Here is a 16,696-nt window from a genome sequence, read left to right as displayed (position 1 = left end):
GCCATATCTTATGAACTATGAAGTTTGCTCACATGGCGGATGCCCATCTCGGAGCATTCAGTAAGAATCCTGTGCTTAGAGATTTGAATGTGCGTGCCTTTGAGAAGGCCATAATGAAAAGCATTGAGGAGCAGGTTGATTTTATAATAATTGCCGGAGACCTTTTTCACAACCCGATTCCGGATATGGGCATAGTTCAGCGTGCAGTTGAAATAATGAAAAAGGCTGTTGAGAGTGGAATAAGGATTTACACGGTGTACGGCTCTCATGACTTTTCTGCCGGGAGCACCTCTCTTATGGATGTCCTTGCTTCAACTGGACTGTTCAGGAAGGTGGTGAATTATGAGGTTGTGAATGGGAAACTGAGACTTAATCCTGTGAGGGATGAAACAGGCGTCAGCATTGTGGGCATGTCCGGTCTGAGTTCTGCCCAGGAAATTGAGTACTTTGAGCACATTGATAGGGAATATCTTGAAAACCTTTCAAGTCCTAAAATATTTGTATTTCACACAACAATAAGCGAGGTGAAACCCTCTTACATTCCAGATAAATACGCCCTTCCCAAATCCATGCTACCCTCCGGTTTCGACTACTATGCCGCGGGGCATCTTCACGAAATAATAAAAAGTGATATTGAGGGCAGTCCTCTTATTTATCCAGGAGCCCTTTTCGGAGCCACCTACAACGATCTTGATATGCTCAAAGAGCGTGGTTTTTTCATAGTTGAAGATTTCAAGCCCAGATTTGTACCTATTGAGGTTTGTAAGATATACAAGAAGGTAATCAACGCAGATGGCCTCAGCGCCGGGGAACTGGAAGAAAAACTGAAAGAGTTTGCCAATGGGGATTTTGATGGGCAGGTGATTATTCTGAAGATAAGGGGGAAGCTTAGAAGTGGAGCCGTTGGAGATATAGATTTTCACAGCATAAGGGAACGCATAAAGGAAAGGGCCCTTGATCTTCTTATAAACACCTATGCTCTGAGTAGTGCTGAGAGAAGGAGATTAAATGTTGTGGCTGAAACTGCCGAGGAGATTGAGAATGAGGTATTCAAAAGGATTTCAAAGTACGGGTTGCAAACCACGAGACGGGTATTTGAAATTCTCAGAGAGAGACAGCCTGAGGGTATGCACAAGAATGATTACTATGAGAGGCTGGTCACTGAGATCTACGAGGTCGTGGACCATTTGAATCAGAAGCGTGGTGAGGAGGAGAGGGAGGAAGAGGAGAAGAGAAAATCAGGTAAAACGATTTTTGATTATGGGGTGGGTGCATGATCATAAGAAAGGTACATCTTTCAAACATAAGAAGTTACGTTGATCAGGACATTGAGCTCGGTGAGGGCATAACTCTATTTGAGGGGGATATAGGTAGTGGTAAGACCACGTTACTCATGTCTATAGATTTCGCACTTTTTGGAAATTCAACCAAGGAATTTTACGAGCGGCTTCTAAGGAAGGGTGCTCCCAGAGGTTACGTGGAAGTTGTGTTTGAGCATGAAGGAGAGACGTATACGATTCACCGTGCCCTTGAGAAAAAGGGAGACAAAATAGTAAACCCCGAATCCTACGTGTTGACCCCCGAAGGCAAAATCAAACTGACCTCCACCCAGGTGCGCAACTACGTTCTACGTCTTATGGGTGTGGATGTGGAGAGCACCCGGAGAAAATCCCTGCCGGTGGTGAAATATGCCATTTACACCCCTCAGGAAACAATGAAGGAGATTCTTGAGGGTGGTGATGAGGACCGCCTGGAAGTTATACGCAAGATATTCAAACTTGACGAATACAAAGTTGCGGTTGATAACGCGGAGGAGGTTGGAAGAACACTTCAGATGGATGGACGCACCTCAAAGGCCAAACTTGAGGAAATATCTCGTATAAGGGAGGATATTGAGAAAAAGATGGAGGATATTAAGGCCATTGAAGATGAAATTTTGAAATTGAAGGAAGAATATGGTGAGGCAATTAAGATACTGGAGGAGAAGAAAAGGGAGTGGGAGAATGTTCAGAATCTACGCAAGAAATACGAGTCTCTGCGTGTTAGAATTGGATCCTTGGAGGCAAATCTGAACGCTCTGAGGGATACTCTGAAAAGCGAGAGAGGTGAACTTGAGGATATTGAAAGAATGAAATCCCGTTTAAGGGAAATTGAGAACAAGGCCCTGGAGTATGAAGAATACGAGAGCAAAAAAGCAGATCTGGAGGAGAAATTCAAGAGACTCAAGGATCTTGAGGTGAAGTACACGGCGGTGATGGAGCGTATCAGATCGTTGAAGGAGAAGGTATCTAAAATTGAAGACCTGAAAAATGAGATCTCAGAACTCTCCAAAAGGGAGAGCCGATTGAGGGAGATGATTTCAGAGATTGATGAACTTGAGGAAAGGTATAAGGAAATAGAGGATGAGCGAACAACAGTTAGGGGCAGGATACAATCAATAACTTCAAAGATTGGAGAACTTGAAGAGGAACTTGAGAGTATAAAATCCCTTGGAGGGGTATGCCCGAAATGCAAAAGACCCCTTACTGAGGAGCACAAGAATAAACTGATAAAAGAGACCATGGATAAAATTGAAGATCTGAAAAGAACTCTATCATCCCTGGCGAGAAAAGAGGCCCTGTTGAAGAAGGAGCAGAGGGATATAAGAAAGAGAATGGAGGAACTTAGGAGTTTGCAGAGAGAACTGGCGGCTCTTGGAGAGAGGATCAGGAACGTTAAAATGGAGCTGGTGGAGGCAGAAAGGGCCAGGGAAGAAATCGAAAAGATGCGCGGTTCCATACCTCAATTTAGCAGGGAGGAGTTGGAAAGAGTTTCTATAGAACTGAAGGGAGTTTCAAAGAATGTTGAATCCCTTCGTGCTCTCTGGAACGAATACACTGCTCTGAAGAAGGGCATTGAGCGCGAGGAAATTCTTAGGAAGAGGATGAGTGAGCATGAGGAAAAGATAACCTCCTTGGAGAGGGAAATTCAGAAGATGCAGGAGGAGATTGAATCTCTGGGTTATGATGAAAATCTGTACAGAAGCATAGGGGAGAGTTACAGATCTGCGGGGGAGAGGGTAAGTTCTCTAAAATCCAAGATCTCGGAAAAGGAGAGGTTTGTTGTGGAGTTGAAAGAAGATATCAAGAGAAGGGAAAGGACTGTTGAGGAGCTGGAAAGGGATTTTGAACTTCTTAGAATTAGGGGAGAATTTGGAGAGTGGCTCAGGCGCGATTTTGTTGAGGCACTCAAGGATATTGAGAACTTGCGGCTTCTTGCCATAAATGAGGAATTTAGATCCCTCTTTGAAGAGTGGTTTTACGAACTTTTAGGGGAGAGCGATTATGAGCCATGGATAGATGAGAAATTTAGACCAGTTATAAGGTACCAGAGGTTTGATATGCCTCTAAGCACTCTAAGTGGTGGAGAGAGGACATCCATAGCCCTTGCATATCGTCTTGCCCTTAACACCATGGTGAAGAAGACTCTGGGTCTGAGATCCAACCTTCTCATACTGGATGAGCCCACCGATGGATTCAGTAAGGACCAGCTTTACAAGTTGAAGGATGTGTTTGATAAAATGGAAACGGATCAGGTGATAATTGTGAGCCATGAGAAGGAACTCATGAACCTTGCAGATGTAGTTTTTCATGTTGAGAAGGTTAACGGGATCTCGCGTATAAGAAGGGTTTAGGATAGTTTAAATACCATTTGGACTTAATCTGCATCATGGATTTCTCGGTAAAATATGGCAGACTCATAGCGGGATTCATAATCTCCACGGCAGTTGTATTTGGTTCTATGAACGTTTGGATTTTGACCATATTATCTCCCATTTTAGTTTTCCTCATTTTCAAGGTTTTGAAGGTGTGGAGAACCAAGGAACGTGCGATATACGGGGTACCTGCCATCATTTTGGGTGTGCTTTTGTTCTTTCTTGCCTTTTCCTACCATGTTGGAGCCGTACCTCAGGGCAATTTTGAAAATGAGTCTTTAAAGGCAGTTATTGAGCCCTATTCCACCTCAAACATGAGCGCTGTATTCAAAGTCAAAGCCACATACAACGGTAAAACTCAGGAAAATCTAAGTTACGTGGTTAAGAACATAGATTCGGGCACGGTCTTCCAGAGAGGCAGTGTCAAGGGAACTGTGAGAGGAAATTCAACTCTGTACAAATTCAACCTATCACTTCCCCGGGGTATATACAACGTGACCATCCACGTTGAAAATGCGACCCTTTCAATATCTGCTGTAAAGGAATCTCCCCTCGGACTGTTTGAAAGGTATCTTATGGGACCGGGACTGTATCTGAGTTTGCTTCTCTCTTCCCTGTATATGCTGTTCATAATAGGAATACAAATCATGCGTAAGGGCCAGGTTTGGGGAATGAGACACGCACAGAAGTAATTTTCCAATTTTTTGTATATTTGAGTCTTCACCGCTCTTTATGTTTTTGTTTATGGAAAATATTATTAGAAGAAAAGCATTGGTGGATTTGTGAAAAGTGGAGAGGATGTAGAAATTGACAGGGCATTGGAGTTGATGATGGAGGGCTATTACAGGGAGGCCATATCTCATCTTGAAATTGCTCTGAAGAAAAATCCAGATAACTATGAAATATGGTTTTATCTGGGTAATGCCTACTATGCCGTCGGGGAGTATAAAAGGGCAAGAAGTTCTTATCTCAAGGTTCTATCTTTGAACCCATCCTTTCCTGAGGTTTATCTCTCTCTGGCCAATCTCTATGTGCGCATGGGTAATTTAAAAAGGGCTAGGAGGGTTATTAGAGCAGGGTTGAAGAAATTCAAAAATGAGAATTTTCAATACCTATCTGCCGTTGCCCTTGTGAACGCCGAGGACTATAACCTTGCCGAAAAGGTTTTGAGAGAGTTGATGAAAAAAGGAGCGAAGGACTTACATTTTGTTGTTCTTGGCAACATTTACTTCGGCAGGGGAGAAAAGGAGAAGGCTCTTGAATTCTACGATAGAGCCCTGGAAGAGAATCCCGAAAATGTTGAGGCCTGGAACAACAAGGGATTTCTCCTGTTTACCCTGGGCCTATACGAAGAGGCTCTAAAATGCTACGATCGTGCATTGGAGATTGAACCCTCTTATAAGGAGGCATGGTACAACAGGGGATACACACACCACGCCATGGGACAGCTCAGTGCTGCGGTGGCGGATTACTGGCACGCTCTGAGGATAGATTCAAGGGATGAGATTGCTTGGAACAACATGGGCAATGCCCTCTACAACCTTAAACATTACATGGAATCTATTCCATATTTTATGAAATCCGTGAGCGTGAATCCAAATTACGAAATTGCTTGGAATAACATAGGCAACGCGCTGGACAGAATGCATATGCATAAGTATTCCATACCATTCCATGAGAAGGCTCTCAGCATAAATCCAAAATTTGATTACGCCTGGCATGCCAAGGGCCATGCCCTCTGTGAACTTGGCAAATATGAGGAGGCCTTGGAGTGCCTTGAAAATGCCATAGATCTGGATCCGGATTACGGAGAGACATGGTACTGGAGGGGACTTGCACTTTACAAACTTGAAAGGTACGAGGAGGCAATAGAATCTCTGAAAATTGCCATGGAGAGGGATACAACCCTTGTGAAAGCCCCGGAACTTATCGGGGACATATACGATTTCCTTGGATACCCTACAGAGTCTGTTAAGTACTACGAAATCGCTTTGAACAGGGGCAATGCTGAGGATAGAGCAAGAATCTACATAAAGATGGGCAGGTATGAAGAGGCGCTACGGTATGGGGATGAAAGCATTAAGGCGAGAATTCTGTTCAAACTTGGCAGGTACGATGAAATTTTGAATATGAAGGGAAGGGCAGAGGTAGCGTATTACAAATGTCTCTCTCTGGAGAGTATGGGCAAATTTAAGGATGCCTATGAGGTTATAAAGAACATAAATGGGTCCGTTTTTGAAAGGGAGAGAAAATTCATAAAATACGTACTGGAAGATGAACATTTTGAAATGGATCCAAATGATGTTGATTTCCAATTGAGAATTGGGGCCTTGCTGTTAGATACGGAAAAATACGATAAAGCCATAGATATCTTCAAGGGAATAAGAAGTCGTGAGGCCTATTACTTTATGGGGGAGGCGTATCTTGCACTTGGGAAGATGAGGGAAGCCAAGAGGTGTTTTGAGATATCGGCGGGTATGGGATCGGAGATGGCCCTTGAAAGGCTTGAGGAGGTGAGCACGAATGAAAAGGTATCATCTAAGAAAGAAGAAGGTAAGGGAAATAAAAAATAATCTTGCCATGAACGTATGGGTGGATGGAACATATGAGGTTGTTGAGGGAGATTATGAGATTATCCTGGTGAATGGTATGCCAGCGTATTTTCTGTATGAAAATAAGTATTTTCCAACAGTACTTCTTCTATTGGAAAATACACCTTCTGAGAATTATGTGACAGTGGACATGGGCGCGGTGAGACATGTCCTGAATGGGGCCAATATTTTTGCAGCGGGTATAGTGGACGCGGATCTCGGGATCAAGGAGGGTGATGCAGTTTACATTCGTGATGAAAAATACAAAAAACCCATTGCGGTTGGTATTGCTCTAATCAACGGAGATTCCATGGTCAGAGAAAAAAGCGGAATTGCCGTGAAGAACATTCATTATTACGGTGATAAAATATTCAAAATAATGGATTAGTCCTTGTCCTTGGATATCTCAAATATCACGAAGGATGAGCCTATCCATCCTAACCCTATTATCAGTGCCAGTAGGTTCTGCCATATACCGTAGGCTATCAGAGCCGCTGGTATAAAGTAAAGAAGGGTGTAGGTGAGGATCTTCTGCATTCACTCACCGTTTATCCGAAGAGTGCGCCGAGTCCTGCGATAGCCTCTTCTTCCTTCTTTTCCTCTTCTTCCTCTTCCTTCTTTTCTTCCTCTTTCTTCTCATCTTTTTCCTCACTGGGTGCTGCAGCTGCAGGTGCTGCTGCCACTGGTACAAATGCCGCGTTCTTTATCGCCTCGTCTATATCTATATCGCTAAGCGCTGAGACAAGGGCTTTAATCCTTGCCATGTCTGGCTCTACACCGGCTGCCTTTATTATGTTGGCTATTGCTTCTTCATTTATCTCCTTTCCCAGCGAATGCAGGATCAAGGCACTATACACATATTCCATTTTCATACCTCCTTTCTACTTATCCGAACAGGGCTCCAAGGCCCGCTATTGCCTCTTCCTCTTTATTTTCTTCTTCCTCTTCCTTCTTTTCTTCCTCTTTCTTCTTCTCTTTTTCCTCCTTATCTGGAGGGGGAGAAGGCCTATTGGATATTAAGTTTTTCAATTCATCATCCAGACCATCGCCAAGCACAGATGCAAGTGAAAGCATTTCCATATACGCTTTTCTCAGTATGTGCTCTGCCGTGAATTTGTTCACTATACCTCCATTTATCGCCAGATTCAAAGCATCTCTTGCAGCCTTTCCTATGATCATTGGCATTGTTAGTTTTGTTGGATACGCTGCGTTTACAGACAGATTTGTGGCGTACTGTATGGCGTTGACAATATCTCCGTAGACCTTCGTTGTGTCAACGTGAAGCACTTCCTTGGAGAATACCATTTCATCCTCGTATGCAGCCTTCAAGTCCAGGCCCACAGTCATGGGGAAGATTTCCAATTTTGTAAGTACCTGAGCCACGTCCCTGCTTATAACTTCTCCCTTCTTCACCAGTACTGTGTCCTTGCGTATAACTATCTTTCCCTTCTGAACCGCTGCGGGTAATCCAACCTTCTGGAACTCGCTTATCATCGGACCTGGCTTGAATGGAGTTTCACCCTCGTGAACGATGATATCTTCGGGTGCAATCTCTCCGCCCTTGGCGGGAGCCTTTGTCTCGGTCTTTTCAAGCAATTTTGCCAGTTTGAAAGCGTTCATATCCGTGAATATTATACCGGTTTGCCCCTCTATGTAATTGGCCAGTTCTTTTATGTTCTTCTTTCCAGATTTCTCCAGGGCAAGTTTTATGAGCCTGTTCTTGCCCACTATAAAAACGGCCTTGTCCTTCAGATCTCTTCTCATTTTCTGCATCTGTGCAGCTGGGATGTTGTTTATGTTGACTATCCCCACGACAGGGTACTTGTCCATCAGTTGAACCAACTGGTCCACGAACTTATATTTCCAAGGTGCAACGTGAGCCATCTAAATCACCTCAACTTGATTTTCACGGCCGGACCCATGGTGGTCTTCACGTACACGGAGTCGATGTTCTGCAATCCCCTTTCAAGTTTCATTTCAAGCCTCTTTATGACCTCTTCAATGTTGTCTGCAATCTTCTCAACATCCATATTCTTTGTCCCAACCGGCACATGGAATGTTCTCTTATCCTTTGAACGCATTCTAACGGTGTGCTTTAGCCTTTCAACCATTGGACACGGATCTCCTCCAGGAGGAATGGGTTTTGGCATCTTGCCACGGGGACCTAGAATTATACCCAAACTCTTACCGATCTTTCCCATCAGAGGGGCTTCTGCAAGGAAGAAATCATACTGATTTGCAATTTTCCTCGCCTTTCTCTTATCTTCTGCAAGTTTATCAATCTCCTCTGGAGGGATTACAAGATCTGCACAGCCTTTGGCTTTAAGTGCGGTTTCTCCAGATGCAAAAACCCCTATTTTGATCTCCTTCCCCCTCCCATGTGGGAGAATTACCTCCTCGTTTATCCTGTTCTTGGGAATGCTCAGATCAACATCCTTTAAATTTATCGCCAAGTCTACACTCTCAACAAATTTCCTTTCCTTCGACTTCTCAATGGCCTCTTTTACAGCGCCAACTATGTTTTCACGCAAATGAACACCTCCTTGTAGTAAGCGAGCCCACGGCTCTCCTACAAGTTAGGTAGGGTGATTTCGTTATTCTTTATAAGCTTTTGCACATCTCTGGGGTCCTTGCCTTCCACGGTTACACCCATGGAAACACATGTGCCGAGAACTTCAAGTACCACACCCTTAATATCATAGGAGAGCGAATTATCTTTCTTCATCCTCGCTATTTTAACTACCTGCTCCAAACTCAAATCACCAACCTTCTCGGTTCTCGCATTTCCCGAACCTTTTTCTATGCCCAGCTCCTTTTTTATTAGGGCGGATGTGGGTGGTGTTCCTATGGTTATTGTAAATTCCTTGGTCTTTGGGTCCACCTCAATTTTCACAGGAACCTGCATTCCTGCATAGTCCTTTGTTTTCTCGTTTATTGCCTTTATAACCTGAGCTATGTTAACACCCATGGGTCCCAGCGCAGGGCCCAGCGGGGGTCCGGGAGACGCCTTACCGCCTTCAACCAGAACTTCAATTACCTGTCCCATTTTTACTCACCTTCCTTTTCCAATAGGCGCACAGCCTCAGCTTTCACGGTTATTGGTATTGGCACCATGGCCTCGAAAAGCTCAACTGTTATTTCATTCTTTGCCTCGTCAATCTGTATCACCTTGGCATGTTCGCCCTTGAATGGGCCTTCCACAAGTTCAACGATATCTCCCACAGATATGTGACGAATCGTGGGTGTGGGTGTTAGATAGTGCTTGATTTCTTCAAGATGCATCTCTCCCCTAACAACACCCTTTGCATCCTTGATTCCCCTTATGAGGGATAGGACCTTATCCGGACGTGAAGTTTCCACAAACACATAGCCCTTAAGGTTGTACGGGGCAAGGACCGCAAAGATATCATCCCATTTATGAATTCGGGCCTTCAATCCAATATCCCTTGCAACCTTAATCTCCTGGCCTATGGTTGTCTTAACGGCAACAATTGCGGATTCAACGTTTATCTTAACCTCCCTACTCCACGAGCCATCCTGGGAGAGCACTTGGAATTTGAAGGTGCCAGAATCCCCTATCTCAGCGGCTCTGGGCACTATGATGTTTGCGTAAATTTCCTTTCTTTTGTTCCCGGGTATGGCAATTTCGTACTCAAGTTCCTTGTTTTCCTCCTTGGTGATCAGGAGTTTTACTTCCTCTTTTCCCACGCCCGTTATGTGCAAGCCCCATTCTAGCGAGGGATCTTGCATATGCAGATCCGATACTACTTTAAGTGTCACCTTCTCCTTCTTCTCCCCCTTGTTGGAGATCACGAGGACTATCTCAGCAATCCTTCCTGCAGGGATCCTGAAAAGCTCAGTATTTATGCTAACCTCAATCATTTCAATCCCTCAGGGTATGTGAAGCCAGATCTGGAAAATGTAATAAAGGGCAAATCCGACTCCTCCAATGAAGAGTATGCCCAGTCCCGTTATGGCCAGAACCTTTCCGTACTCGTCCCTTGTGGGCTTTCTGGACATCTTGAGAATTCTGGAGTACTTGCCCTTGCCGAACCCAGACAGCCAGTGTTCTATGCTCTTCTGAACCTCTTCACTTTTTTCAATGATGCCCATGGGTTTCACCTTATAACGTCAACCTCTTTATTTTTTTCTATGGCCTCAAGGCCCTGTATGTATGGTGATTTCACTCCCGTTATTACCACCATAACACGCAATGTGTTACCCAACGCAGGATCTATGGAGGCACCCCAGATGATCCTTGCACCCTTGCTTATGTGGGACTGCACGTATTCGGCCACGCTTTCCGCCTCCTTCACGGTCATGTTCTCTCCGCCCACCACATTTATTAGTGCTCCCGTTGCTTCGCTTATATCAGCCTCAATGAGTGGGGAGTTCAGTGCCTCCTTTATTGCATCCTCTGCCCTGTTCTCGGAGTCGCTCTCTCCGAGCCCGATCATTGCAACACCGCCACCCTTCATTATGGTCTTGAGATCGTTGAAGTCCAGATTCACCAGGCCTGGCTTGGTTATCATCTCAGCCAGACCCTTGATTGAACGCATCAATATTTCATCGGCAACCTTAAAGGCAAGGTTCAGGGGTAATCTGGGCACCAGTTGAAGCAACTTGTCGTTTGGAATGGTTATAACGGTATCCACGTACTGTTTTAATTTTTCAAGCCCCCACATAGCATTTTCAAATCTCATTCTTCCCTCGGCGGTGAATGGTAGGGTGCATATTGCAATTGTGAGTGCGCCTATTTCTTTGGCAATTTGAGCCACAACTGGGGCGCTTCCAGTACCCGTTCCTCCACCCAAGCCGCAGGTTATGAAAACGATGTCTGCGCCCTGAAGAATCTCACGGATTCTATCCTCCACTTCCCTTGCAGCCTCCTCACCAACCTGAGGCAACGCACCTGCTCCCAGACCCCTGGTTATGCGCCTGCCCAGAAGAATTTTGCGATTCGCATGCGTTATAAGCAAATGTTGAGCGTCCGTATTTGCAGCTATGAGTTCAACATCAACAATTCCCTCTTCCATAATGCGGTTTATGGTATTGCTTCCGGCTCCTCCACAACCAACGACCTTTATATTTGTTTTCAATTTTTGTAACAAATTCAGAAGTTCCTCATCATCGGGACTGGTTATTGTTGGCTCTTCACGCACTGCAACCCTCTCATCGACCTTTGAGAGTACCTCCTTAACCAGCGACTTCATAAAATCACCTTTTTAAATCCCTGTGAGGATTAAAGCAAGGGCTAATATAAATTTTGCCCTTCGCAATTTGGGTTTCTGGCAAATTTTAAGTAAGATTCCAGATTATATTCTCATGTGAAGAAAATAGAGGAGATCCTGTCTCTCAAGGGAAAGAGGGTCCTTATCACAGGTGCAGCCTCTAAAATAGGCAGGTCCATTGCCTATAGGTATGCTGAGATTGAAGATTCCTGTCTGCATAGGAGGGTATTGGGATGATCAAAGCGGTTATAGTCCACATTATCCGGGATGGAAGGATTCTATTGCACTACAAAAAAAGAGGTCACGGGAAGGGAAAATGGAATGGTCTGGGCGGTAAATTGGAGAGAAATGAAAGTCCTGAGGAGTGCGCAGTGAGAGAAGCCAGGGAGGAAATGGGAGCATCCATAACTCAGGTGGAGAGGGCAGGTATAATAAAATTTTACGATGTGAATGGAGAGGACTGGCTCGTTTACGTTTTCAGGGCATCAATAGAGGGTGAGCCGCAGGAGAGCGATGAATCCATACCCAAGTGGTTCCCTTTAAATTCAATTCCCTACGAAGAAATGTGGGAGGATGATAAATACTGGCTTCCAGTGGTTTTGAACGGTCTTAAATTTGAAGCTGAGTTCTGGTTTGATGGCGAGATTATGCAGAAATTCAGTTTGAATGCCTGGAAAAATTAAAATAATTTCTTAACGATAGTATACGTATGCCTCGGGTATTGATTGTTGTGGATGCGATATGGTTAATTCTTACCCTTGCTCTCATTTTACTGGCCCTACATGACCCTGCCCTGGCGTTCATATTTTCACTGTTCTTCTTTGGAATATCCTATCTTATCTCTGGGGTATCCCATGCAGGAAGGGGCAATCCATACAACGGTATGATTATGAGTCCTCAACCCAATGAGATAGAGTACTCCACCTACAAAATGGAGTTTGAAAGCAGAAAAATGGTGGATAGATATGTGAAGGTGAACTGGCTAGTTATAGTTCTTGGAGTGATCCCCCTCATTTTCAGTTTCTATCTCCTGCTCTCTGCATAGTTGAAGTGGTTTTTCAAATTTTATGGCCCTCCCATCGTAATTCAGGAGGAGCGGATAAACAGATACACCGTGCTCCATAGCTTTGTATAGTGCACGGGAGAATTTTTCATCCGTCTCGTAGTTTGGTCTGAAACAGGAGGCATTTACAAAAATCAAGAAGATAATTACCGCATCATCTCCCATTTTTTTCATATTGAGCAGTTCTTCCACATGCCTTTTTCCACGCTCGGTTGGGGCATCAGGAAACAAAGCTACACCATTCCTCTCAAGGGTGCATCCCTTGATCTCTATCCATACTTTTTTTCCATCTCTTATGGCAAGAAAATCTATTCTGCTTTTTCCAACCTTGACCTCGGGATGCAGGTCTTCTATCACACCGATGGGAGATAATCTTTCATTTTTCAGTATTATCTCTGATATCTGACGATGAAATTTTGAGTTCACGAAAATCCATTTGGAATCTTTCTTTGCTGCCAGTATCTCCCACTTTGTTTTCCTTATACCCCCTTCATATTTTTTCAGAAGAACTTCATTGCCTGGGTAGAGGAGTTCCCTGAGTCTGCCGGGATCGTGAACATGCGCATATTCCTTCTGCCCGTTTATCTCAACTATTGAAATGAACCTATTGGGCCTTTCAACGAATATGCCCTCATTATCGCCTTCAATTTCTAGAATTACTTTATCCTTTCCATTATTATCGCAGGGCATAGATCCTTCACGCCTCTGATTTTTGAGATCTTCTTTGTTATGAGATTGAATAGTTCTTCTCCGTTCTTTGTCCATATCTCAGCCATTATCATATGGTCCCCTGTGGATGTGGCAACCCATTTTGCCTCCTCAATCTCGGCCAGTTTTTTAGCCGCCTCGAGAAGGTACTTTGGCTCAACATCCATACCCAAAATAGTGACGTTCTTGTATCCCAATTTCTCAGGGTTCACTTCGATGGTATATTTTTTTATTATGCCTTTTTTCTCCATATCTGCAATTCTCTTGCGTATTGTTGTCTCTGTAACTCCAAGTATTCTAGCCATCTCTGTGTACGAAATTCTTGAATTTTCTTGAAGTAATTCTATGATTTTTAAATCTTTTTTATCCATTATTTGTACATAAATGGAAACTCCTTATTAAAGTTTTCTCAAAGTAATTGATTTGAAATTCAAACGAAACTCTTATATAATTCGAACCTATTACCTACCATATGGATAGGAAGGTGCTCCATGAATTGAGCTATGGAATGTATGTGATTTCCTCAGTTAAAGATGGAAAATTGAACGGGCAGATAGCCAACACTGCCTTTCAGATAACATCAAAACCTGCAAGAATCGCAATAAGCATAAATAAAGAAAATCTCACGCATGAGTTTATTGAGTCCAGTGGTGTGTTCTCAGTCTCAATACTCTCCACAGAGGCTCCATTCAAATTCATAGGTCTGTTTGGATTCAGAAGTGGAAGGGATGTAAGTAAGTTTGACAACACAAGGTACAAGATAGGAGTTACAGGTGCTCCAATCGTGCTTGATCATTCCCTTGGATACATAGAGGCCAGGGTTGTTGACTCAATTGATGTTGGAACTCACACCCTATTTGTGGGAGAAGTTGTGGACGCGGAGAAACTGGGGGAGGGGCGTCCCATGACCTACGATTATTACCACAATGTGGTGAAGGGTAAAACACCTGAAAAGGCGGCCACCTACATAGGAGGCAAGTGAGAATGAAGGGTCACGCTGACACACCCATCTCTCATATTTTGGGGCAGTCGGTGAGGGCCGGTTTTCCGGCCCGAGACTACCACCCCGTACCTTTGGATGAGGGATGGATGGGAGAGATATTTGAAAAGGAGGTGAAAAAATGAGATGGAGATGTATGGTGTGTGGATACATATATGATCCGGCAGTGGGAGATCCCGATAGTGATGTTCCAGCTGGAACACCCTTTGAGGATTTGCCAGAGGACTGGGTCTGTCCCGTTTGTGGAGCAAGTAAGGACATGTTTGAGAAGGTGGATTGAATATGCCAGTGAGAAAGATAAGTGACAGGGTTTACAATGTTGGAGCGATTGACTGGGAACGTACTCTATTTGATGAGATAGTTCCCACACCGCAGGGTACGAGTTACAACTCGTACCTTGTTAAGGGCAGTGAAAAAACGGTACTTATTGACACAGTGGAACCCGAAAGAGTTGATGAATTGCTTTTGAATTTGAGGGATCTGGGTGTTGAAAGGATTGACTACATAGTGTCCAATCATGCCGAGCAGGATCATTCCGGCTCAATACCCATGCTTCTTGAAAGGTATCCCGATGCGAAGGTTGTAACCAACGCAAAGTGCAAGGGCTTTGAGGAGGATCTCCTTCATCTAAAAGATGATGTTTTCCTCGTAATAAATGAGGGTGATGAACTCTCCCTTGGGGACAGAACACTTAAGTTCTACATGACGCCATGGGTTCACTGGCCGGAAACTATGACCACATTCCTCGTTGAGGAGCGCATTGCCTTTACCTGTGATTTCTTCGGCTCTCACGCGGCGACGACACACACCTTTGCGGAGCAGTACGACCGCATCTATCATGAGGCGAAGAGATACTACGCGGAGATAATGATGCCATTCCGCCACATAATAGCGAGGAACATAAAGAAAATTGAGGATTTGGACCCGAAGATAATTGCACCGAGCCACGGACCCGCATACAGCGATCCAAAGTTCATAATTGATGCCTACAAGGAATGGATCTCCCCTGAAACAAAGAACGAGGTTCTCATAGGCTATGTATCAATGCATGGCAGCACAAAATTAATGGTAAATTATCTGGCCCATCAGCTCAACAAATTGGGGGTTGAGGTAAAGATAAGGAATTTGATAACTGTGGATATGGGAGAGTTTGCCATGGATATGGTGGATGTCACCACAATAGTTCTGGCAACACCAACGATGCTATCCGGACCGCACCCAAATGCTGTTTACGCTGCCTACTTGATAAATGCTCTAAAACCCAAGGCCAAGTTCATTGGAATAATGGGCTCCTATGGCTGGGGCGGGAGAACGGTGGACATACTCAAGGCGAATCTTGGCGCGTTGAAGGTTGAATTGCTTGATCCACTCCTAATCAAAGGTTTGCCAAAGGAAGAGGATTATGAGAAGATAGATGAATTTGCGAAGAATATTGCCGAGAAGCATAGGGAACTGGGGGTGCTGAAATGAAGGCGCCGGACTTCTGCCTTCCGGATTATCGGGGAGAGGAGCATTGCCTCCGTGATTTCCGAGGAAAGTGGGTGGTTCTTTATTTTTATCCCAAGGACAACACATCCGGATGCACTAGAGAGGCGAAGGAATTCACAGAGAATAAGGAGGAATTTGAAAAGTTGAACGCGGTTATAATCGGCATAAGCAAGGACTCGCCCAAATCCCACGAAAAATTTATAAACAAGCACGAACTAAATATCCTGCTACTCAGCGACGAGAGCCATGAGGTCATAGAGAAATACGGCGCGTGGGGCAAGAAGAAAAATTATGGTAGGGAATATTACGGCACGATTAGAAGCACTTTCCTGATAGACCTCGAGGGCAATATCGTGAAGGAATGGAAGAAGGTGCGCGTTGCCGGTCATGTTGAAGAGGTATTGAAAACATTAAAGGAGGTGGCAAAATGAATTTAGAAGAGTATAATTTAAAAACCCTGCTGCTCGCTGCAATAAAGAGCGAGATTGACAGTGGAGAGCTTTATCGCACTCTTGCGAGTAGGGTCAAGAACGCACTTTTGAAAGACCGCCTGAACTTTCTGGCGGGAGAGGAGGACAAGCATCGTGCTTATCTGGAAGCGTTTTACAGGCAAAAGTTTCCCGATGAGGAAATAGAAGTTCCTGAGAAAACTCCAGTGCCTCTGCCAGAGGTGGATCCCTCGGAGGAAAGATTGCTCAGCGAGATAATTGAAGATGCGATGAATGCGGAGCTTGCAGCGAAGGATTTCTACGAGAGCCTTAAAAACAAAGTTGAAGATGATGAGAGCAGAAAAATGCTGCAGATTCTTGCGAACATGGAGCAGGGTCATTACGACATCCTTGCCAAAGAATTGGAGAATTTGAAAAATTTTGAAAATTACGATGAGTATTGGCCAATGATGCATGCGGGCCCCTGAGGTGA

At 44.3% G+C, this 16,696-nt stretch carries 23 protein-coding genes; 13 read left to right on the top strand and 10 right to left on the bottom strand.

The window, feature by feature from the left end; genetic code table 11:
• The first annotated feature begins 17 nt into the window (after window positions 1-17).
• From ACIM339_RS00755 to ACIM339_RS00735, 5 genes are all read left to right on the top strand, one after another.
• Window positions 18-1,277 carry a DNA repair exonuclease gene (locus ACIM339_RS00755; RefSeq protein WP_015282704.1) on the top strand — a complete coding sequence of 420 codons (1,260 nt, stop codon included), beginning with the start codon at window positions 18-20 and terminating at the stop codon, window positions 1,275-1,277.
• Window positions 1,274-3,673, top strand: a complete 2,400-nt coding sequence (locus tag ACIM339_RS00750; protein ID WP_015282703.1) for an AAA family ATPase — start codon at window positions 1,274-1,276, stop codon at window positions 3,671-3,673. Before ACIM339_RS00755 ends, ACIM339_RS00750 begins: the two co-directional genes overlap by 4 nt.
• Before the next feature lie 35 nt (window positions 3,674-3,708).
• On the top strand, window positions 3,709-4,386 hold the full coding sequence (locus tag ACIM339_RS00745; RefSeq protein ID WP_015282702.1) for a hypothetical protein: 678 nt from the start codon (window positions 3,709-3,711) through the stop codon (window positions 4,384-4,386).
• Between the two features lie 90 nt (window positions 4,387-4,476).
• A complete protein-coding gene (locus ACIM339_RS00740) occupies window positions 4,477-6,267 on the top strand; it encodes a tetratricopeptide repeat protein (protein WP_015282701.1) in 1,791 nt (596 codons plus the stop codon).
• Complete coding sequence (locus ACIM339_RS00735; RefSeq protein WP_015282700.1) at window positions 6,218-6,673, top strand: DUF1947 domain-containing protein; 456 nt, start codon at window positions 6,218-6,220, stop codon at window positions 6,671-6,673. Before ACIM339_RS00740 ends, ACIM339_RS00735 begins: the two co-directional genes overlap by 50 nt.
• Here the strand turns inward: ACIM339_RS00735 and ACIM339_RS07865 are convergent.
• From ACIM339_RS07865 to ftsZ, 8 genes are read right to left on the bottom strand one after another with little or no spacing between them, the layout of a single operon-like run.
• On the bottom strand, window positions 6,670-6,822 hold the full coding sequence (locus ACIM339_RS07865; RefSeq protein ID WP_015282699.1) for a hypothetical protein: 153 nt from the start codon (window positions 6,820-6,822) through the stop codon (window positions 6,670-6,672). The genes ACIM339_RS00735 and ACIM339_RS07865 overlap by 4 nt on opposite strands.
• 11 nt (window positions 6,823-6,833) lie before the next feature.
• Window positions 6,834-7,151, bottom strand: a complete 318-nt coding sequence (rpl12p, locus tag ACIM339_RS00730; RefSeq protein ID WP_015282698.1) for a 50S ribosomal protein P1 — start codon at window positions 7,149-7,151, stop codon at window positions 6,834-6,836.
• A 19-nt stretch (window positions 7,152-7,170) separates the two neighbouring features.
• Window positions 7,171-8,169, bottom strand: a complete 999-nt coding sequence (locus ACIM339_RS00725; protein ID WP_015282697.1) for a 50S ribosomal protein L10 — start codon at window positions 8,167-8,169, stop codon at window positions 7,171-7,173.
• A 5-nt stretch (window positions 8,170-8,174) separates the two neighbouring features.
• On the bottom strand, window positions 8,175-8,816 hold the full coding sequence (locus ACIM339_RS00720) for a 50S ribosomal protein L1 (RefSeq protein ID WP_015282696.1): 642 nt from the start codon (window positions 8,814-8,816) through the stop codon (window positions 8,175-8,177).
• A gap of 38 nt (window positions 8,817-8,854) precedes the next feature.
• On the bottom strand, window positions 8,855-9,331 hold the full coding sequence (locus tag ACIM339_RS00715) for a 50S ribosomal protein L11 (RefSeq protein ID WP_015282695.1): 477 nt from the start codon (window positions 9,329-9,331) through the stop codon (window positions 8,855-8,857).
• Window positions 9,332-9,333: 2 nt separating this feature from the next.
• Complete coding sequence (locus ACIM339_RS00710; RefSeq protein ID WP_015282694.1) at window positions 9,334-10,167, bottom strand: transcription elongation factor Spt5; 834 nt, start codon at window positions 10,165-10,167, stop codon at window positions 9,334-9,336.
• 9 nt (window positions 10,168-10,176) lie between these two features.
• Window positions 10,177-10,398, bottom strand: a complete 222-nt coding sequence (locus tag ACIM339_RS00705; protein ID WP_048103651.1) for a protein translocase SEC61 complex subunit gamma — start codon at window positions 10,396-10,398, stop codon at window positions 10,177-10,179.
• Window positions 10,399-10,403: 5 nt separating this feature from the next.
• Window positions 10,404-11,498: a cell division protein FtsZ gene (gene ftsZ, locus ACIM339_RS00700; protein WP_015282692.1), complete on the bottom strand. Its 1,095-nt coding sequence runs from the start codon at window positions 11,496-11,498 to the stop codon at window positions 10,404-10,406.
• A gap of 114 nt (window positions 11,499-11,612) precedes the next feature.
• On the opposite strand from ftsZ, the gene ACIM339_RS07860 reads away from it, so the two are divergent.
• The 3 genes from ACIM339_RS07860 to ACIM339_RS00690 are packed head-to-tail and all read left to right on the top strand — an operon-like array spanning window position 11,613 to window position 12,561.
• Window positions 11,613-11,753, top strand: coding sequence for a hypothetical protein (locus tag ACIM339_RS07860; RefSeq protein WP_162007664.1), 141 nt, complete (start codon window positions 11,613-11,615; stop codon window positions 11,751-11,753).
• Window positions 11,750-12,199: an 8-oxo-dGTP diphosphatase gene (locus ACIM339_RS00695; RefSeq protein ID WP_015282691.1), complete on the top strand. Its 450-nt coding sequence runs from the start codon at window positions 11,750-11,752 to the stop codon at window positions 12,197-12,199. Before ACIM339_RS07860 ends, ACIM339_RS00695 begins: the two co-directional genes overlap by 4 nt.
• Window positions 12,200-12,225: 26 nt before the next feature.
• On the top strand, window positions 12,226-12,561 hold the full coding sequence (locus ACIM339_RS00690) for a hypothetical protein (protein ID WP_015282690.1): 336 nt from the start codon (window positions 12,226-12,228) through the stop codon (window positions 12,559-12,561).
• Here ACIM339_RS00690 and sfsA read toward each other — a convergent pair.
• The gene (sfsA, locus tag ACIM339_RS00685; protein ID WP_015282689.1) at window positions 12,499-13,269 is read right to left on the bottom strand and encodes a DNA/RNA nuclease SfsA; all 771 of its coding nucleotides are present in this window, start codon (window positions 13,267-13,269) and stop codon (window positions 12,499-12,501) included. The two genes, ACIM339_RS00690 and sfsA, sit on opposite strands and share 63 nt — an antisense overlap.
• Entirely contained in the window at window positions 13,236-13,658 is a 423-nt protein-coding gene (locus ACIM339_RS00680; protein WP_015282688.1) for an Lrp/AsnC family transcriptional regulator, read from the bottom strand. Before ACIM339_RS00680 ends, sfsA begins: the two co-directional genes overlap by 34 nt.
• Before the next feature lie 101 nt (window positions 13,659-13,759).
• Here ACIM339_RS00680 and ACIM339_RS00675 point away from each other — a divergent pair, with 101 nt between their 5' ends.
• The 5 genes from ACIM339_RS00675 (at window position 13,760) to ACIM339_RS00655 (ending at window position 16,691) form a co-directional block, all read left to right on the top strand.
• The gene (locus ACIM339_RS00675; protein WP_015282687.1) at window positions 13,760-14,269 is read left to right on the top strand and encodes a flavin reductase family protein; all 510 of its coding nucleotides are present in this window, start codon (window positions 13,760-13,762) and stop codon (window positions 14,267-14,269) included.
• A 139-nt stretch (window positions 14,270-14,408) separates the two neighbouring features.
• Window positions 14,409-14,567: a rubredoxin gene (gene rd / locus ACIM339_RS00670; RefSeq protein ID WP_015282685.1), complete on the top strand. Its 159-nt coding sequence runs from the start codon at window positions 14,409-14,411 to the stop codon at window positions 14,565-14,567.
• A 2-nt stretch (window positions 14,568-14,569) separates the two neighbouring features.
• Complete coding sequence (locus ACIM339_RS00665) at window positions 14,570-15,757, top strand: FprA family A-type flavoprotein (protein WP_015282684.1); 1,188 nt, start codon at window positions 14,570-14,572, stop codon at window positions 15,755-15,757.
• Complete coding sequence (gene bcp, locus ACIM339_RS00660) at window positions 15,754-16,206, top strand: thioredoxin-dependent thiol peroxidase (RefSeq protein WP_015282683.1); 453 nt, start codon at window positions 15,754-15,756, stop codon at window positions 16,204-16,206. Before ACIM339_RS00665 ends, bcp begins: the two co-directional genes overlap by 4 nt.
• Window positions 16,203-16,691, top strand: coding sequence for a ferritin family protein (locus tag ACIM339_RS00655; protein ID WP_015282682.1), 489 nt, complete (start codon window positions 16,203-16,205; stop codon window positions 16,689-16,691). Before bcp ends, ACIM339_RS00655 begins: the two co-directional genes overlap by 4 nt.
• The last annotated feature ends 5 nt before the right edge of the window (window positions 16,692-16,696 follow it).

The organism is Aciduliprofundum sp. MAR08-339 (assembly GCF_000327505.1).
Taxonomy (GTDB): Archaea; Thermoplasmatota; Thermoplasmata; order Thermoplasmatales; family Aciduliprofundaceae; genus Aciduliprofundum.
The sequence above is the reverse complement of the archived record's forward strand: the minus strand, read 5'-3'. Positions and strand labels throughout refer to the sequence as shown.

What these genes read in the sequence shown, in the direction of transcription:
- rpl12p (WP_015282698.1), bottom strand. Translation starts at nt 7,151, where the DNA reads ATGGAATATGTGTATAGTGCCTTGATCCTGCATTCGCTGGGAAAGGAG.
- ACIM339_RS00715 (WP_015282695.1), bottom strand. Translation starts at nt 9,331, where the DNA reads ATGGGACAGGTAATTGAAGTTCTGGTTGAAGGCGGTAAGGCGTCTCCC.
- ACIM339_RS00755 (WP_015282704.1), top strand. Translation starts at nt 18, where the DNA reads ATGAAGTTTGCTCACATGGCGGATGCCCATCTCGGAGCATTCAGTAAG.
- ftsZ (WP_015282692.1), bottom strand. Translation starts at nt 11,498, where the DNA reads ATGAAGTCGCTGGTTAAGGAGGTACTCTCAAAGGTCGATGAGAGGGTT.
- ACIM339_RS00655 (WP_015282682.1), top strand. Translation starts at nt 16,203, where the DNA reads ATGAATTTAGAAGAGTATAATTTAAAAACCCTGCTGCTCGCTGCAATA.
- rd (WP_015282685.1), top strand. Translation starts at nt 14,409, where the DNA reads ATGAGATGGAGATGTATGGTGTGTGGATACATATATGATCCGGCAGTG.
- ACIM339_RS00735 (WP_015282700.1), top strand. Translation starts at nt 6,218, where the DNA reads ATGAAAAGGTATCATCTAAGAAAGAAGAAGGTAAGGGAAATAAAAAAT.
- bcp (WP_015282683.1), top strand. Translation starts at nt 15,754, where the DNA reads ATGAAGGCGCCGGACTTCTGCCTTCCGGATTATCGGGGAGAGGAGCAT.
- ACIM339_RS00705 (WP_048103651.1), bottom strand. Translation starts at nt 10,398, where the DNA reads ATGGGCATCATTGAAAAAAGTGAAGAGGTTCAGAAGAGCATAGAACAC.
- ACIM339_RS00675 (WP_015282687.1), top strand. Translation starts at nt 13,760, where the DNA reads ATGGATAGGAAGGTGCTCCATGAATTGAGCTATGGAATGTATGTGATT.
- ACIM339_RS00690 (WP_015282690.1), top strand. Translation starts at nt 12,226, where the DNA reads ATGCCTCGGGTATTGATTGTTGTGGATGCGATATGGTTAATTCTTACC.
- ACIM339_RS07865 (WP_015282699.1), bottom strand. Translation starts at nt 6,822, where the DNA reads ATGCAGAAGATCCTCACCTACACCCTTCTTTACTTTATACCAGCGGCT.
- ACIM339_RS00725 (WP_015282697.1), bottom strand. Translation starts at nt 8,169, where the DNA reads ATGGCTCACGTTGCACCTTGGAAATATAAGTTCGTGGACCAGTTGGTT.
- ACIM339_RS00750 (WP_015282703.1), top strand. Translation starts at nt 1,274, where the DNA reads ATGATCATAAGAAAGGTACATCTTTCAAACATAAGAAGTTACGTTGAT.
- ACIM339_RS00745 (WP_015282702.1), top strand. Translation starts at nt 3,709, where the DNA reads ATGGATTTCTCGGTAAAATATGGCAGACTCATAGCGGGATTCATAATC.
- sfsA (WP_015282689.1), bottom strand. Translation starts at nt 13,269, where the DNA reads ATGCCCTGCGATAATAATGGAAAGGATAAAGTAATTCTAGAAATTGAA.
- ACIM339_RS00680 (WP_015282688.1), bottom strand. Translation starts at nt 13,658, where the DNA reads ATGGATAAAAAAGATTTAAAAATCATAGAATTACTTCAAGAAAATTCA.
- ACIM339_RS00665 (WP_015282684.1), top strand. Translation starts at nt 14,570, where the DNA reads ATGCCAGTGAGAAAGATAAGTGACAGGGTTTACAATGTTGGAGCGATT.
- ACIM339_RS00710 (WP_015282694.1), bottom strand. Translation starts at nt 10,167, where the DNA reads ATGATTGAGGTTAGCATAAATACTGAGCTTTTCAGGATCCCTGCAGGA.
- ACIM339_RS00695 (WP_015282691.1), top strand. Translation starts at nt 11,750, where the DNA reads ATGATCAAAGCGGTTATAGTCCACATTATCCGGGATGGAAGGATTCTA.